This window comes from Segatella copri (assembly GCF_026015465.1).
GTDB lineage: Bacteria > Bacteroidota > Bacteroidia > Bacteroidales > Bacteroidaceae > Prevotella > Prevotella copri_E.
The window spans coordinates 121,085-136,984 of sequence record NZ_JAPDUQ010000001.1 but is presented as its reverse complement, the minus strand read 5'-3'; the positions used below and the strand labels follow the sequence as shown (position 1 = coordinate 136,984).

Below are 15,900 nucleotides of genomic sequence, written 5' to 3'. Positions count from 1 at the left end.
AAAAATAATGGTTGTATGTTTGCAATAACATTGAAGGTGATACTGGCTTTTGTGCTCACGGCCATTCCTTTTGCTTTTCATCTCTGGGTAAAGCCGAGGAAAGCGTCCTCTAACAAGTGGGGGAGCTTGTACACCGTGCTTTCTGCTATTTATGAAAGGATGAAACATAGTGACAATGCAAGAAAATTCTTTATACATGTTTTCTTGATAATCCTCCTGTTTATTCAGTACGTGGATTTTGAAGCAGCGAACGCTGCCAATCTTCTTGGTAATGAATTAGCTCAGGGAAGAGTAACGATGGCAGGTCAGATTGTAAATGTAGCTGACCTGTCGTTACTAGACAATATGTTTGATAGTGGGGAAGAGATAGCTGATTATTTCTATCCATTCCAAACACCAATTTTCCTTTCTGTGGGGTGCTTGATGGTAGTTAGTCTAATGTTCTATTATCGGATTTCGGATAAGGTTCTATCCTTTCTGCATGGCAACAATATGGCATTTTCTCTAGTAGCACAAACTGTCATTTTTGTCATGGCTGGCCATTGTGGACAATACTTGTGCGCAGCGGAAACTGTGTTCATCATATTGATGGCTGCTGCCGTTTATCCAGATAAAACAGGCGAGGGAGTACCAGGAGGAAGAAAAGGAATAGAGTATTCAAAAAAGGAAGAATTGTTTTGGAAAAACGCAGAGAGAAAAGCTGCTTAGTTTTCTAACAATGGAAAAGATTGTGATGGTATTGCACTCCACTGATTTTCCATATAAAATATGATGTAAAAAATAGTTATGAATGACAATAAGAAAGTACAAGGTATAGATAGCAAGATATGGGATTTGTCTGATGAGATAGTTCTTCCGATTAATGTCTTCATCTATCTGGCCAATGACAGGGCTTACAACAACCCACAGCGTCTTTCAAAGATTCAAGCCTTTGTGGATTTGGTGGAGCATTATCTGGATTCTCTTCAGAATGAGCAGGACGCTGCACTTAATATAGCAAAACTGTCAAGGCGTTGGAATTGGACACGCCCAACGGTTATAGCTTATGTCAATAACCTCAAAGCAATGAATGCTTTTGAAGTGAAGGACTCGAAGGAAGGAAAGAACGTTTCGATTAATCCGAATATTCTTTCTTCTCCAAGGTGTGGCAAAACATCTGGTAGCGGAGAAAGTGGAGATTCCCTACAGTCTCGACCAACCCAGCCACATCTCTCTTCCGATGGAACGGAAGAAAACTCTGTGACAGAAAAATAAAAATATTCACATAGGAAGGTTTTTTACAAATGCGCTTGCGCATGGGCGGATTTTTCCTACATCGCTGTAGCCTAATACTAGGTTTTCTCGAAAACCTATGAAATCCCCAAAAATGAAAAGTAATTCATTTTGACATCCGTGCGGCAAGCCGTGGGGATTATTAGGCTCAGGGACTTCTTCCCTAAGAACCCTTCTTTTAAGCAAAATAGCATATGGCAGGAGCAAAAATAGTTATAGATATGAGACCAGGCAAAGGTTTTTCTCCTTCACAAGGAAATGAACACTTGCGTAGGCTCGATGATTGCGAAAGAGCTAAAAAGGCTCAGTGGAACTATGACCCTTCTCGTGAGCATCTTAATTTTGAGATAGGAAAGGGAGGTGTCGTAATGGAGGTTGATAAGATGAAAACTATCAATCAGCGTATCAAGGAAAACTTAGAATCTCGTGGCATCGTAAACCCAAACCAAAAATATATAGATAATGGCCAAGCTCCCAGATACCGAACTGTAGCCAATTTTATTCTAGGGGGAAATCGTGAGGTCATGCGTAATTTGGCTTTCGGAAGTCAAAGCGTAAACTGGGAACATGGGGCTGACAATACCGAGTTGAAACGTATGCCGGAAATTGAGAATTGGGCGAAAGATGCTTATCGGTTTATGTGTAAAAAATATGGTGAAAAAAACATAGCTGCCTTTGTGGTGCATCTTGACGAGGCTAATCCTCATATTCATTGCACCGTTCTTCCTATAAATCAAAAGGAAAAGTTTTCTTTTGTAGATACCTTTCTCGATGGCAAGAACCAAAGGGAGGCTTTGTCAAAACACATGGAAAAACTTCATACCGAGTTTGCTGATGAGGTTGGAATAAAGTATGGATTGGAACGTGGTGACAGCATTAAAGAAACTGGTGCCGAACATCGCACGACCGAGGAATACCGTGAGCGACTTTGGAAGGAAGCGCAGCAAAAAGAAGCTGAGGTGGAGGAAAACAACAAGACCATCGAGGGCAATAAAAAGACTATCGATACTCAGAACAACATCATGGATTCTCAGAGTCGGGAAATCAAACATGCGGCTGCTCGTTTGAAGGCTTTGCAGACTATGATTAAGAATCTTCAAACCCATAAGATGGATTTGGAAGGTGAGGTGAAAAAGTTGGAGCGTGACTTGGAAAGCGGTAAGATTACCAAAGAAGAAGCAGACCGTAAACTTGCGCAAATCAATGCTGATATTGAAAAGACAAAAGAAAAAATTGCTGACAAAATAGAAAAGTTGAAAATCGCCCAACGTCAACTAGACATTATCGAAGAAAAGAAGAATAACTTTGAGGCGAAGGCTGCTATGGCAGAAGAGAAAGCGACGGAAGCTGAAAAGAAATATAATGAAGTGAAGGCAAAAATAGACAAGGAAACTCCTGCTCTCAACAAACAGGTGATGCGTGAGATGCAAGCTCTGGGTTACCACCTAGGTGCCATCGATACTCAAAATAGATTGGAAAGGTATAATGAGTTCAAGGCTCAATTACCTGATGAACAGCGTGAGTTCTTGGATAGTACTGTTGGCAAAATATGGGATGGTTCCTTTATGGAACAAATTGCCGAGAATACATCTGCTGTTTGCTCTGTCGCTACTGCTCTCTTCATGGGGTACCTCGATAGTGCAACGACCATTGCTGCTAGTCATGGTGGAGGTGGAAGTCCTGGCAGTGGTTGGGGTAAAAAGGATGACGAGGATGACCTCGCTTTCCGTCGCAGATGCTTTGGAATGGCTATGCACATGATGAGGTCTGGAAACAAGCAGCAGCGAAAACGTTGATGCGGTTCTTATGGAAGAATATAGAGATATACTTATATAAAGGTATGGTTATAGGAATCTTTCTTTATTTTGTTATTACCTTATATTCTTCTATAATACTATATGCATATAATGCAATAATTATAGATTTGTTTGTTTATATGCTTATATCTTTATTGTTTTATATAAAGTATTGTAATAAAGTAGAATAGGAAAGTAAAACTTATATACATTAACGGATAAGATGGCGTGATGGAAATATGAGATATTTTACATCCAAATTAAAAAGATTGCATGGTGTCAAATTATATAGTTAGAATAATGTAACAATGAAAGAACATAAGTAGGCGAAAAGTTCAAGTTCCAAGGTATGACCTTGGTGGCGGTTGAGACAAAGAAGCCAACCTGTACCGGCTGTTTCTTTGAGGGTAAAATCTTGGAAACTTTAAGATGTGCATCTTGTGAGCGTTCAGACCACAAGAATGTAATCTTCAAGAAAATTGAGGGGTAGAAACTGCAAATAGTAAGTCTTTCTTTCTCTAGTTTAGAAAAAATGTTGTACCTTTGCGGTGCATCAAAAAGAAGATAGTATGGATAAAAATATGTTTTTTAATACAATACAGGAATATAAAGAACTGGGCATGTCTAATCTCATAGATTATGACAAGTTCTATTTATATTCCATCGTAACTCATTCCACCGCCATAGAAGGATCTACTATGACAGAAGTGGAGAATCAAGTGCTGTTTGAAGAGGGCTTGGCAGCCAGGGGAAAGAGCATGGAAGAACTTAATATGAATCTCGACCTCAAAGCTGCTTATGAGAGAAGCATGGAACTTGCCAAGGGTCACACTCCTATTTCCTTGGGTGTGTTGAAGCATCTTTCTTCGATTGTGATGAGAAGAACTGGAAGGGAGTATAGTACTTTATCAGGTAGTTTTGATTCTTCACGAGGAGACTTGAGAAAAGTGAATGTAACTGCAGGAGTAGGAGGTAAGTTCTATATGAACTGGGAAAAGATAGAGGACTGGACAAAGGCTCTGTGTGCGGATTTAGAGACCCAAAGAAAGAACTTGATAATCAAGCCTGATGTTTTTGAAGCTTATATGATGAGCTTTGATGCCCACAATCGATTGGTGCAGATTCATCCATGGGTGGATGGAAATGGCAGGATGTCACGCCTCTTGATGAACCATATTCAATTTGAATTTGGTCTAGTCCCTACAATCGTCAAGAAAGAGGACAAGGCTGATTATATCCAAGCCCTTGTGAATTCCAGAGAACAGAAATCAATGAAACCCTTCAGGGAGTTCATGATGGAAGAACATGTGAAAAATCTCAAAGAGGAAATCAAAAACTATAATTTGTCTCTAGGGGATGATTCTATGGAAGAGACTGTTTCACAACATATGCATAGATAAAATGAAAGCATTGTTTCCTATAAAAAAGGAGTATGTCAAGAAAATCTTTGATGGCTCCAAGGCGTATGAATATAGAAAGTCCTTTTGCTCTTTGGAAGTAGATACTATTGTTATCTACGAATCAAGGGGAAAGGGACTTGTTGTTGGTGAGTTTGAGATAGCGGATAGGTTATGTGATACTCCAAGAAATATATGGGAAAGAACAAAGGGGTATGCTGGTATATCGGAAAGTGACTTCTTTTCATATTTCGAAGGAAGAGACAAGGCTTGTGCTTATGTTGTCGGGAATGTCAATGTGTTCTTGAAGCCCAAAACTCTCCAAGACTATGGAATCAATGTCGTGCCTCAGAATTTTTGTTATATCAGATAAACTTAATTTAAAAAAAGTTATAGAATGAGCAGAATGTTATATTCATATAACTTTATTTAGTATCTTTGTTGCGTATATATGACATTATAAGCAATGACAAAGTTTACAATAGCAAATCCGTTTGTTACGCCAAGCAAATGTCGGAGACTTTATCGGTGACATTAAGAACTATAGAATGAGATTTGTCGGTGATGTGAAAAGCCCTGTCATTAGATGTGAAGGCAGTAGTAAAACTGGTTTATTGAAGTTAATTAAAACTATTAAGTAATGGGAATCAGTAGAAATAGTGAAGATGTTAAATACTAAAAGTTGAAAATTATGGATCCAATTTCACATTTTCGGTCTCTTGACGATTTGATTCGCACCTTGGATAGGGAGCGAAAGTTGCTGATGGCCTTGTTTCAAGATCGTAAGCGACTTTCCTTTCGTCGTGATATAGCACGAGATTTAGCTTCAAGAAAGGATGAAAGTCTTGATTATCTACGGAGATTTGGCGTTATCCGAGACAATGGTGATTTCGTGGAACTAGAGGACATGTATATGAAGTTTTTCGAAGAGGTGCTTGAAGTAAACGAGGAAATCAGTGTAGCTAGTGTGAAAGAGAGCATTGATAACTTGAACGCAGCCATTGAATACTATCAAAACGAGAACAATCCCAACCGCAAATACGGCTATCTGAAAGATGTAAAGCGTATTCTTCGTAATATAGCTTATACAACTACAAGAAATGTGATAGATTTAAAGCGTAACATAGACAATACATATAAAAACGAACCAACCTTTTCCAATAAGAAAAAGAAGTTGATACGCCTTGATGAGAAACGTAAAGATATTGCTGCGCTTGTCAATGAGTGTGAGCGTGTGATAGACGAAAAACAGGCTACCTTTTTCATCGTGGCTATGGATGTGCAACTTCGTGAGACGGTGACGGATGTTAAACTGCAATTGAGGGATGTATATCATAACCTCTTGGAGTTAGACAGACAAATCATCAGTTATCTTAATCTCGTAGAATATCAGAACCGACTTTTCGAGAAGCTTCAGAAACTCAAATATCTGTACGACCAAAAGTTGCTGGAGACCAACACGGATGTCGAGGCTAAAATGGACGCAAAAAATCCTGTTTGGATGGAACCTCGTCCACGCTACCCTTTGAAAGCGTCGCTCACTATGCTCCGTACTTCGGATATTGGTCTCCTGGTATTAAAGCAAATGGCGAAAGGAAAAGGTAACGACCGGTTGCGCAAGGGAAATCTTGCTGAACCTCTGACCCCAGAAGAACTCAGTGAACAGCAACAAGTGTGGCAGATGGTGGATGTACATGAAGTAAAAACGGCATTCATGGCATCGGGAGACCATCTTTTCCATTTTGTTATGAATTACTCAGGGTATCGTCAGCAGATGACTGATGAAAAAAAACTGGTGTTATTTTGCCAGATTGCGGCGCAATACCTCGATGAACTTTCCGTAAGTGAAGAGTATCATTGGTACGGTACTATTAAGTACCCATTGATTTATCCAAAAATAGTTTAATCGTTATGCGTTATACAAAAGATATATTCGACATATTGAGCAAGGGTGGGTTCGTCTCTCAGAACTCTATGCAGCGTGCGCTTCTCTATGATGACATAGAAGATAATTTTCAGGAATACCAAGAATATTATGAGAAAATTGGATTCCTATTGGAGGGAGGAAATGGTTATTACTATTTCTCTCGCACGGAGAGCAAGGTGGAACTGACTGACAAAGTACAGCGAATGAAGGAATGGATAAACCGTGTAGATTTCCTCAAAACTTTCAATCCTACTTTTGGTTCGGGGTTTACTTTTCGCAAATCCAATATCCAAGAGAAGTTTTCTAGCGACATCGAACTAAAGAACAAGGCACGTGATCTCTATCCCGACCTCAAAACCCATGAGGAAAAGATAGATAAACTCGTTAGTGATTTGGAGCGACAAGGATTTGTTGAACTAGAGAATGAACTTGACGGAACCTACAAAGTGACAGCAGCCTTTCATTACATCGAGGAATTGATAGATTGTCTTACCATCATAGAAACAGAACAGGCATGAGAGCATTACGTAAAATCATATTCGTGAATAGCGCACACATCCGTTATGCGGAAGTGCGTCTGGATGGAAATGTGCATTTCATCGGCACACAAGGAGTAGGCAAGAGTACTTTGCTCCGTGCCATCCTTTTCTTTTATAATGCCGATAAAAAGCATCTAGGTATTCCTCAGGAGATGAAGGGTTTTGATGACTTTTACTTGCCTCATGCCAATTCGTATATTGTTTACGAGGTTGAGCATGAGCATGGCCCTTTCTCTATCTTGATGTTCCGAAACATAGGGCGTGCTTGCTATCGCTTTATTAATGCGGAGTTTCGTAAAGAATGGCTTGTGGATAAAAATGGAGAGGTGACTGCTGAGAGCAAGGTGATACGTGAGCGATTGGCTGGTGCTTACATGAGTAAAATCATTGATCGCTACGAGCAATATCGTGATATACTCTATGGCAACAAGCAAACGGTAGGAAAGGAATTCGCTCGCTTCCAACTGATGGAAACTAACCGCTATCAAAATATTCCACGTAGTATACAGAATGTGTTTCTAAATTCTCGTTTGGATGCGAATTTCATCAAGGACATCATCATTCGTTCGATGAGCGAGGAAGAGGCAAATGTAGATTTGGGCTATTTCCGTAGCCAGGTGTCTGATTTTGAGCAGGAGTATAAGGACATCTCGTGTTGGTATAGACTCAATCAAAAGGGTGAGTCGGATGTTCGCAAGCAAGCTGATGCTGTGGTGAAGGTTTATCATGAGCTGTTGTATATGAAGCAGCAGATAACGGATTTGTGTGGCGAACTGAATTATGCAGTGCGTTCATTCCGTGAGCGTTTGCCTTTGGTGGAGAAGAAGATAAATGAACTTCAGGAAGAACAAAGACGGCAAAACCGATTGCTCGATGAACTACAGCAGAAGTTTGACACTGAAAAGTCTGGTCTTAACCAAGAACAGGGGGTCGTGAATGATCAAATCAAGCGTCTGAAAGAGCGTAAGGAATACTATGCTACCCAGCGAATAGAGGACGTGCTGAAGAGATATGCCAATGAGCAAATTCTAAGAGGTAAGCTTGAAGAATATAAGGCTCGGTTGGCGGAGATAACCACATGTTTTAATGATGTCACGGCAAAATATAAGGCTCTTAGCCAAAGCGTGAAGAACCAGTTGGAGAATTACCGTCAGGCACAAAACAACCGCATCATTGAGTTGAAACAGGAAAATCAACAGACTATGGAACGAATGCTCGTTGAGTATTCCAAGAAACGTGATGATGTGGATGCTGCCTTTGCCGATAAGATACTTCTTGCTACCCAAGTCATGGGACAACTGAAAGATGAGCAAGTCGGGGTGGAGAAGGAAATCTTGAAACTCAAGTATTGGCAACCTTACAAGGACGAACTGGATGGATTGCATCAAAACATAGAAGAATTGGCTTTGCGTGAAAAGGAATTGGATGGTCTGATTGCTACTTCTGTGGCAAATATCAATCAGTTGCAAGCGCAATATGATAAGCAGGAGGCTGCCATATTGGCTAATGCCAACAAACTGTTGGAGGCAAAGCAGCAGGAAATAGATGAAACCACCAAGAAATTGACAGAGATAGAGAAACTATTGTCTCGCACAAAAGGTTCGCTCTATGAATGGTTGAAAGAGAACAAGCATGATTGGGAGCAGAATATAGGTAAGGTAATCGATGAGGAAAATGTGTTGTACCAGACAGGTTTGCATCCAGAGAAAGGGGATGGAACCTCATGCTTTGGAGTAAAATTAGACATCACAGACTTACCACTCTCGGTACGCAAGCCTACTCAGCTAAAAGAGGAAAAAACTCATCTTGATACCTTGCTTCGTTTGCAAAAAAATGAATATGCTTCGTTGCAAGGACAGCAAGAGAAGCAGGTGGAGGAATTGAAACATCAATTCTCTCCAAAGATGAAAGAGTTGCGATTCCAAAAGTCTGCCTATGAGACAGAACTTCGTACGATTCCGCAAAAACGGAAAGCCATTCAAGTAAAAATGGATGATTATGTCTCCAAGGCAAAACAAGAAGTGGAACAGAGAAGCCAAGAACTGAAAAATCGTCAACAGGAGAACGCTCAACGTAGGACTGAGGCTGAAACCGAGCTTGCCAAGGTTAATACTGATAAGCAGAAGCAGTTGGCAAATATAGATAAGCAATACCAAAAAGCAAAGGTAGAAGCTATCAAGCTCCATGAGCAACAAGTGGCTGAGATACGAGCAGACATCAAACAGCAAGAGCAGAAAACGGATGTGGAGTTCCAGCAACTGCAAAGGCAAGAACTGGAAGAACTACATGGGCGCGGTGCAGATACTCGTTTGGTGGAGGAATGCCAAGCTGCCATACGGATGTCGGAGACCGAGTTGAAGTATATAGAGGAGCATCGAAGGCTCGTCTTTGAGTACCACCACGACAAGGAAGAATTCTTCGACCGTGAGGATGAATTCAAGGCACAGAAGAAACTCGTCATGGAAAAGCTCCAGCAATTAAGCGAGAAGTATCAGCTTCGCAGACAAAAGTATCAGAATGTGTTGAACTCTGTTGGTAAAGAACTGTCTGAACGTTTCTCGGAAAAAAATCATATAGACGAAGAGTTGCAGAAAGCTGACCGTTTTGCCCATGATGAAAAACTATGTCCGCCAATTTTGGCAGAGGGACATGAGAATCAGACGCTTCGCAGTCCTGGACAGACAGTAGAGGAGTTGACTGGTATTATAGTGTCTCGACAGTCACGGCAGAATCAGTTCAAGGGCTGCGTCAATGTTTTCAAAGGCAATTTCTCGGCAAAGAACACTTTCCATTTCCGTATGGAATTGAATCTTGACGATGACTATCTTGCTTTTGCCAACAATCTTGATGACTTTCTCGTCAACAACATGATTGAGGAATATCGTCGGCGTACGAGTGAGCGATATGTGGATATTTTGGCACGTATCTCCAAGGATATGGGAGAACTGACTCGCCATGAGTCTGACGTACACAAGGTTATCAACGATATCAACAACGATTTCCGTGAGCGCAACTTTGCTGGTGTCATCAAATTGATAGCCCTCCAGTCTGTGCCTTCTGCCGATAAGATGGTGCAACTGATGAAGCGAATCAAGGACTTCCATGATGAGAACCAATTTGCTATGGGTGAACTCAATTTATTCTCATCTGCCAATCGTGATGATGTAAACCAAAAGGCGGTAGATTATCTGCTTGACTTCATGAAGTCGCTTTTAGACAATCCACAGCGTCAGTTGCTTTCACTCTCCGACTTGTTCCAGTTGAAGTTCCGCATCATTGAGAACGACAACGACACTGGTTGGGCAGATAAGTTGTCTCATGTAGGTAGTGAGGGTACGGACACGTTGGTCAAGGCTATGGTTAACATCATGCTCATCAATGTGTTCAAGGAGAAGGTTAGTCGCAAGTTTGGTGATTTCCGCATCCATTGCATGATGGATGAGATAGGTAAGCTCCATCCTCAGAATGTGAAAGGTATCTTGGATTTCGCCAATGCTCGTAACATTCTGTTGATAAACTCCTCACCGACGACCTATAATGTATCGGACTATCGATACACTTACTTGTTGAGCAAGGATGGCAAGTCTCAGACGGTGGTACATCCTCTGATTTCGCAAAAAGAAACGATAACAGATATAACGGATAAATAGATGAAGATAACACTATCGCTTATAGAAAAGCTCATTCGCCTACGTTCTGGCGAGTCTCTTCCAGCCAGTGCCTTGCGAGGTGAATGGGTGGAAGAACTCCTTCGTGATGGTACGCTTATTAATTGCTCCCATGGCAGCAAGCGAAGCATTATAGCTTCATCTCCTTTAACTTTGGAACAGGCATTGGGGCTAATTGATGAACGACTAGGAAATCTAGATGTGATGAAAAGAATATATTCTGGAAATTCCTTACGCTCGGAACAAGCTGCTGCGTCTGGAAATTCCAAATTAGTACAAGTACGTTCCTGTCCTGGCTTTCCTGTAAATTCTTACGAATCTATCTCTTGCCTATTAAATGGGCAAGAGATAGTTGTTCAACCACAAGAAGGGACATTTCTCTTTGTTTCTGACTGGAAGAACTTCTTGGTACCCAAGGATGTGGTGATAGTGGGTATAGAAAATATGGAAAATTTTCGTCTTATTCGTCAACAAAAGAATTTGTTTTCATCGTTGTTACCAAATAGGCGTATATTGTTTGTCTCACGTTTTCCACAATCGTTGGACTTACGCTTATGGTTGAAGAATATCCCGAACAGCTATGTCCACTTTGGGGACTTTGATATCTACGGTATCCAAATCTTTCTCACGGAGTTTCAAAAATATTTGGGAGAGAGGTCTTCATTTCTTATCCCTGTAGATATAGAAGAACGCTTAAAAAACGGCTCTTGGGAAAGATATCGTGAACAAAATTCGGAATCAAAAAACATATTCTCAAATATCCCAGAGCTTCAAAGGCTAATAGACTTAATCCATAAGTACCAACGAGCCTATGATCAGGAGGGATATATTGAAGTACAACAAAACAACCAACTATGAGCACAAAAAGAAAGACAAGACGAAAAGACAGAACATTATTATCCTTTAAAAAAGAAAGGAAGATAGACCTTACTGCGCGTATTTGCCAAGGTCTTCGTGAGGTTAAGTTAATAATGGATGGTCAACTGAAAGCTAAATCTATGGACGATTTGCTGAAAGAACTCGAAGAATTTAATTAGTGGAAGAAAAGGACTTCCGAAATATAATAATGATGATACAAAACAAGTTAGACAATTTGTTCATTTGCATTAATGACAAGCAAGTGGTTCTCGACATTGATGCCGCAAAATTGTTTGGTGTTGGCATAGATACAGTCAACAAGGCTATAAACAATAATTTAGAAAGATTCCCTTCGGACTTTCTTATTACACTGACAGATAGTGAGAAACAAGAGGTGGTAACAAAATGTGACCACCTTCAGAACTTGAAATATTCAAGGAATTCACCTCACGCTTTCACTGAAGCTGGTATTTTTATGTTGGCAACTCTCATTGATAGCAACGAAGCCAGAAACGTTGCGTTTAAGATAATAGAAACGTTTACGGAACATCAGCAGCTTCTTCGACATATCATGGTTGCAGAATACAAAGATGAGTATGGTAAGAAAAAGGAAGAGGCTTATATGGAAGATAAGCTAAAGCATATCCTCGCAAGAAGTTCTGCTTGCATTTGATATTCCGCAGCCGATGTTACATCTGTTAATATAGAGTAAAAAACACGTCTAAAGGTGTCCTTAGTATACCTTTAGATGTGTTTTTAGGATAAAAATAAGTATAATATTTGGTAGAATAAAATTATTTTTATACCTTTGCGGTTGAAAAATAAGTAAATAGGTAAACTATGGGTGTACAAACGGTAGGAAATATAAAACGCCTTGTTCTTTCTCGATATGCCAATGGGCTTATGTTTTCGCAATGGCTGAAAGAAGAGGGATATTCCAGACAACTCTTGAACAAGTATAAGGCTTCAGGGTGGCTGGAAAGCTTAAGTCGTGGAGTTATGGCTATAAAAGGCAATGGCAGAAACGCTTTAGTCGCCTTGGCTTGTTACAATGAGCAATTGGGCAAACAATATCGTGTTGCGGCTCATTCTGCGCTAGAGTTGGAAGGATTCAATCATTATGTACCCATGGGAAAGCCAACACTGATGGTGGCACATGGAAATGACAAAGCACCAAGTTGGCTTAAAACAAACATATTTGACCATAACTACATATTGTTCTCTACAGATGTTTTTCAGTATGTTCCAACATCCAATGTTCCAATAGAAAAGTATAGTCTTTTGGCATCATCGCCTGAATTGGCTTTTATGGAGTGTCTGCTTTTATCTTCCAAAAGATATTCGCTCATGGACTTGTACTATATAATGGAACAACTTACATCGCTTCGTCCAAAGGTTGTGCAAGAACTCCTCGAACATACGACAAGCTACAAAGTAAAACGCTTGTTCCTATATATGGCAGAAAAAGCGAACCATTATTGGTATGACATGCTCGATACATCCAAGATAGACATAGGTGACAGCAAAATGCAACTCGCAAAGAGCGGTACCTATATAGCAAAATATAAAATGACAATTCCAAAAGAACTCTATGATTATGAATAATATATATCACCGTCAAGTGGCATTGCTAATCAAAATAATGCCATCTGTGTTTCGCATCAAAGACTTTGCCGTACATGGTGGAACAGCTATCAATCTGTTCCACAAGAATATGCCACGCTATTCTGTGGACATAGACCTTACTTACATTCCTATCCAAGACCGCAAGACTAGCCTTGACACCATCAATGAACATCTTGTGGAACTAAAAATAATGATAGAAAGAAGCATCCCTGGCATACATATCGTTCACAAGCCAGATGTATGGAAACTTCAGTGCTCACATGAAGGAGCTACCGTAAAGATTGAGGTCAACGGAACAAAGAGAGGTATTATAGGTTCGACACAAGACTTGATGCTTTGCGCTAAGGCACAAGAAGATTTTAATATGGCATGCAAGGCTAGAACTGTAGGTTTTAGTCAGCTGTATGGAGGAAAAATAACAGCTGCTCTAAGCCGTCAGCATCCTCGTGATCTATTTGATTGCAAGTATATGGAAATAGAATCTTTTGCCGATGTAAAAGATGGTTTTATGCTTTGTCTTTTGGGCAGTGACAAGCCAATCATTGAATCATTAAGTCCACATCAAATAGACCAGTCTGACGCATTGGAGAAACAGTTTGAAGGCATGTCAGATATACCATTCTCGTATTCTGATTACGAGGAGGCAAGGCATCATTTGGTGCAGATGGTTAATGACAACTTAACAGAGGAAGATAAACGCTTTCTCGTATCTTATGAGAAAGGCGAACCTGAATGGAGTTTGTGTTCTTCTGGTTATTTAGGTGATTATCCATCCGTGAAATGGAAACTTCAGAACATCAACAAGTTAAGAAATACAAACACCAAGAAATTTGAAGAATCAATATCTAAATTGACAGACTATTTTGGCTTGAAGATGTATTAGGAAAAGGCTTATATGGAAGATAAGCTAAAGCATATCCTCGTAAGAAGTTCTGCTTGCATTTGATATTCCGTAAGCCATCAGCTAACCCCGTATTTCGAAGGGAGAGACAAGGCTTGTGCTTATGTTGTCGGGAATGTCAATGTGTTCTTGAAGCCCAAAACTCTCCAAGACTATGGAATTAATGTCGTGCCTCAGAATTTTTGTTATATCAGATAAACTTAAATTAAAAAAAGTTATAGAATGAGCGGAATGTTATATTCATATAACTTTATTTTGTATCTTTGTTGCGTATATATAACATTATAAGCAATGACAAAGTTTACAAAAGCAAATTGGATGACCAGACAACTGGCGGAGAATCTTTGTGTAATGGGTGAGCAACTTAAAATGGCGAGAATGAGGAGAAACTTGACCATGGAAATTGTAGCAGCAAGAGCACAATGTAGTCGCCAAACTTTGGCAAGATTGGAAAGTGGCTCACCTGAAGTTTCAGTAGGGGTATTGGCACGTGTTTTGAATGCACTGCAGATGCCTGATGAGTTGTTGCTCATTGCTAAGAACGATGAGATGGGAAAGGTCATACAAGATATTGATCTAAAGAATAAAAAACGTGTAACAGGAAAATGACAATGGAAAAAATTAAGGTTGTTGCCGACTTTGATTGGCTTGAAAATGAGGAAACTATAGGACTTCTTGGGCATGAATCTCAGAGGGGGACAGATGTATATACCTTTGAGTATGATAAGGACTGGTTGAAAAGACATCCTTCTTTAAATCTAGGAAAGGAGCTGCAATCTTTTCCTGGGGTTCAATATAATCCTACAAGAAACAGAATATTTGGAACATTCTCTGATGCACTGCCTGACAGATGGGGACGAAGACTTATTGATTTGAGAATCCACCAGGAAATGAAAGACTCTGGAGAACGCAGGGTAAATATTTCTGATTGGGACTACTTGAAAGGAGTGGAGGATTCCTTAAGAATGGGTGCTTTTCGTTTCAAGGACATAGCTACAGATGCTTACATAAGTTATAATAAGTCATATTCAATTCCACCAATTTTGTTCTTGGATGAACTGTTGGAGGCTGCAGGTCAGATAGAGAAGAGTGAGTTGAACAGAATGGAACCTGAATCAAGATGGATTCAGCGAATATTCCAACCAGGTTCTTCTATGGGAGGAGCTAGACCTAAGGCTTGTGTGAAGGAAGGTGAAGATTTATATGTTGCGAAATTTCCTTCTGTAGGGGATGAGATAAACATTTCACGTTGGGAATATTTTGCTCATTCTATGGCTAAGGATTGTGGTATAAACGCTGCGGAGTGCAGAGTGGTTTCAAGCAAGGATAGTCGTGATGTCCTTTTGTCTAAAAGGTTTGACAGAACAGAGAATGGAAAGAGAATACACATGGCATCTTCTCTTACATTGTTGGGATTGAACGATGGTGATGGGGAAAGTACAGGAAAGGGGTATCTTGATATTGTGGATTTTATTGTGGCCAATGGAAGTGTTGATATGGAAAAAGAATTGGAGGAACTGTATCGCCGTGTGGCGTTCAATATTTGCATAGGCAATACTGATGACCATTTCAGAAATCATGCTTTCCTTTTGAAAAAGGATGGATGGCACCTGTCACCAGCTTATGATATGAACCCTACCAACAAATATTACCATTCCTTGCTAATCGATGGTTATACCAATGAATCTAGCTTGGATGTACTTTATGATGCCCATGAAAGCTATATGTTGGATGAGACAACTGCAAGAGGAATTATTAAGGATGTTACTCGCAATATGAAATATTGGGAGAGCATGGCTTTGAGATGCGGTTTGTCAAGAAGTGATCTAAAAGTTTTTCAAGAACGTATAGAAGAAGGGATGGAATGGAAATGTGGTTCTACACTACATAGATAGAATAAGTGAGTGTGTCATAAG

Annotated in this window: 15 protein-coding genes; all 15 read left to right on the top strand. The window is 40.0% G+C overall.

Going from position 1 to position 15,900, the window contains the following annotated elements:
- Positions 1-15: 15 nt before the first annotated feature.
- The 15 genes from ONT08_RS00635 (at position 16) to ONT08_RS00565 (ending at position 15,879) form a co-directional block, all read left to right on the top strand.
- On the top strand, positions 16-708 hold the full coding sequence (locus ONT08_RS00635; protein WP_264958733.1) for a hypothetical protein: 693 nt from the start codon (positions 16-18) through the stop codon (positions 706-708).
- Positions 709-786: 78 nt separating this feature from the next.
- Positions 787-1,254, top strand: a complete 468-nt coding sequence (locus ONT08_RS00630) for a hypothetical protein (protein WP_264958731.1) — start codon at positions 787-789, stop codon at positions 1,252-1,254.
- Positions 1,255-1,466: 212 nt separating this feature from the next.
- Positions 1,467-3,068, top strand: a complete 1,602-nt coding sequence (mobV, locus tag ONT08_RS00625) for a MobV family relaxase (protein WP_301331948.1) — start codon at positions 1,467-1,469, stop codon at positions 3,066-3,068.
- Positions 3,069-3,637: 569 nt separating this feature from the next.
- Complete coding sequence (locus tag ONT08_RS00620) at positions 3,638-4,468, top strand: Fic family protein (protein WP_117586796.1); 831 nt, start codon at positions 3,638-3,640, stop codon at positions 4,466-4,468.
- Position 4,469: 1 nt separating this feature from the next.
- On the top strand, positions 4,470-4,838 hold the full coding sequence (locus ONT08_RS00615; protein WP_117586797.1) for a hypothetical protein: 369 nt from the start codon (positions 4,470-4,472) through the stop codon (positions 4,836-4,838).
- Between the two features lie 318 nt (positions 4,839-5,156).
- A complete protein-coding gene (locus ONT08_RS00610; protein WP_254881221.1) occupies positions 5,157-6,371 on the top strand; it encodes a hypothetical protein in 1,215 nt (404 codons plus the stop codon).
- 5 nt (positions 6,372-6,376) lie between these two features.
- The gene (locus tag ONT08_RS00605) at positions 6,377-6,910 is read left to right on the top strand and encodes a condensin complex protein MksE (RefSeq protein WP_264958726.1); all 534 of its coding nucleotides are present in this window, start codon (positions 6,377-6,379) and stop codon (positions 6,908-6,910) included.
- Positions 6,907-10,581 (top strand): ATP-binding protein, encoded by a 3,675-nt coding sequence (locus ONT08_RS00600; RefSeq protein ID WP_217756393.1) that lies wholly within the window; start codon positions 6,907-6,909, stop codon positions 10,579-10,581. The genes ONT08_RS00605 and ONT08_RS00600 overlap by 4 nt, the downstream gene beginning before the upstream one ends.
- Positions 10,582-11,457, top strand: coding sequence for a DUF7281 domain-containing protein (locus ONT08_RS00595; RefSeq protein WP_264958724.1), 876 nt, complete (start codon positions 10,582-10,584; stop codon positions 11,455-11,457).
- Positions 11,454-11,636: a hypothetical protein gene (locus ONT08_RS00590; RefSeq protein ID WP_117586801.1), complete on the top strand. Its 183-nt coding sequence runs from the start codon at positions 11,454-11,456 to the stop codon at positions 11,634-11,636. The genes ONT08_RS00595 and ONT08_RS00590 overlap by 4 nt, the downstream gene beginning before the upstream one ends.
- 29 nt (positions 11,637-11,665) lie before the next feature.
- Positions 11,666-12,130 (top strand): ORF6N domain-containing protein, encoded by a 465-nt coding sequence (locus ONT08_RS00585; protein WP_147337092.1) that lies wholly within the window; start codon positions 11,666-11,668, stop codon positions 12,128-12,130.
- A 167-nt stretch (positions 12,131-12,297) separates the two neighbouring features.
- Complete coding sequence (locus ONT08_RS00580; protein WP_117586803.1) at positions 12,298-13,062, top strand: type IV toxin-antitoxin system AbiEi family antitoxin; 765 nt, start codon at positions 12,298-12,300, stop codon at positions 13,060-13,062.
- Complete coding sequence (locus ONT08_RS00575; RefSeq protein ID WP_117586840.1) at positions 13,055-13,966, top strand: nucleotidyl transferase AbiEii/AbiGii toxin family protein; 912 nt, start codon at positions 13,055-13,057, stop codon at positions 13,964-13,966. Before ONT08_RS00580 ends, ONT08_RS00575 begins: the two co-directional genes overlap by 8 nt.
- A 309-nt stretch (positions 13,967-14,275) precedes the next feature.
- Positions 14,276-14,593 carry a helix-turn-helix domain-containing protein gene (locus tag ONT08_RS00570; protein ID WP_117586804.1) on the top strand — a complete coding sequence of 106 codons (318 nt, stop codon included), beginning with the start codon at positions 14,276-14,278 and terminating at the stop codon, positions 14,591-14,593.
- A gap of 2 nt (positions 14,594-14,595) precedes the next feature.
- Positions 14,596-15,879: a type II toxin-antitoxin system HipA family toxin gene (locus tag ONT08_RS00565; RefSeq protein ID WP_118313345.1), complete on the top strand. Its 1,284-nt coding sequence runs from the start codon at positions 14,596-14,598 to the stop codon at positions 15,877-15,879.
- Positions 15,880-15,900 lie beyond the last annotated feature (21 nt).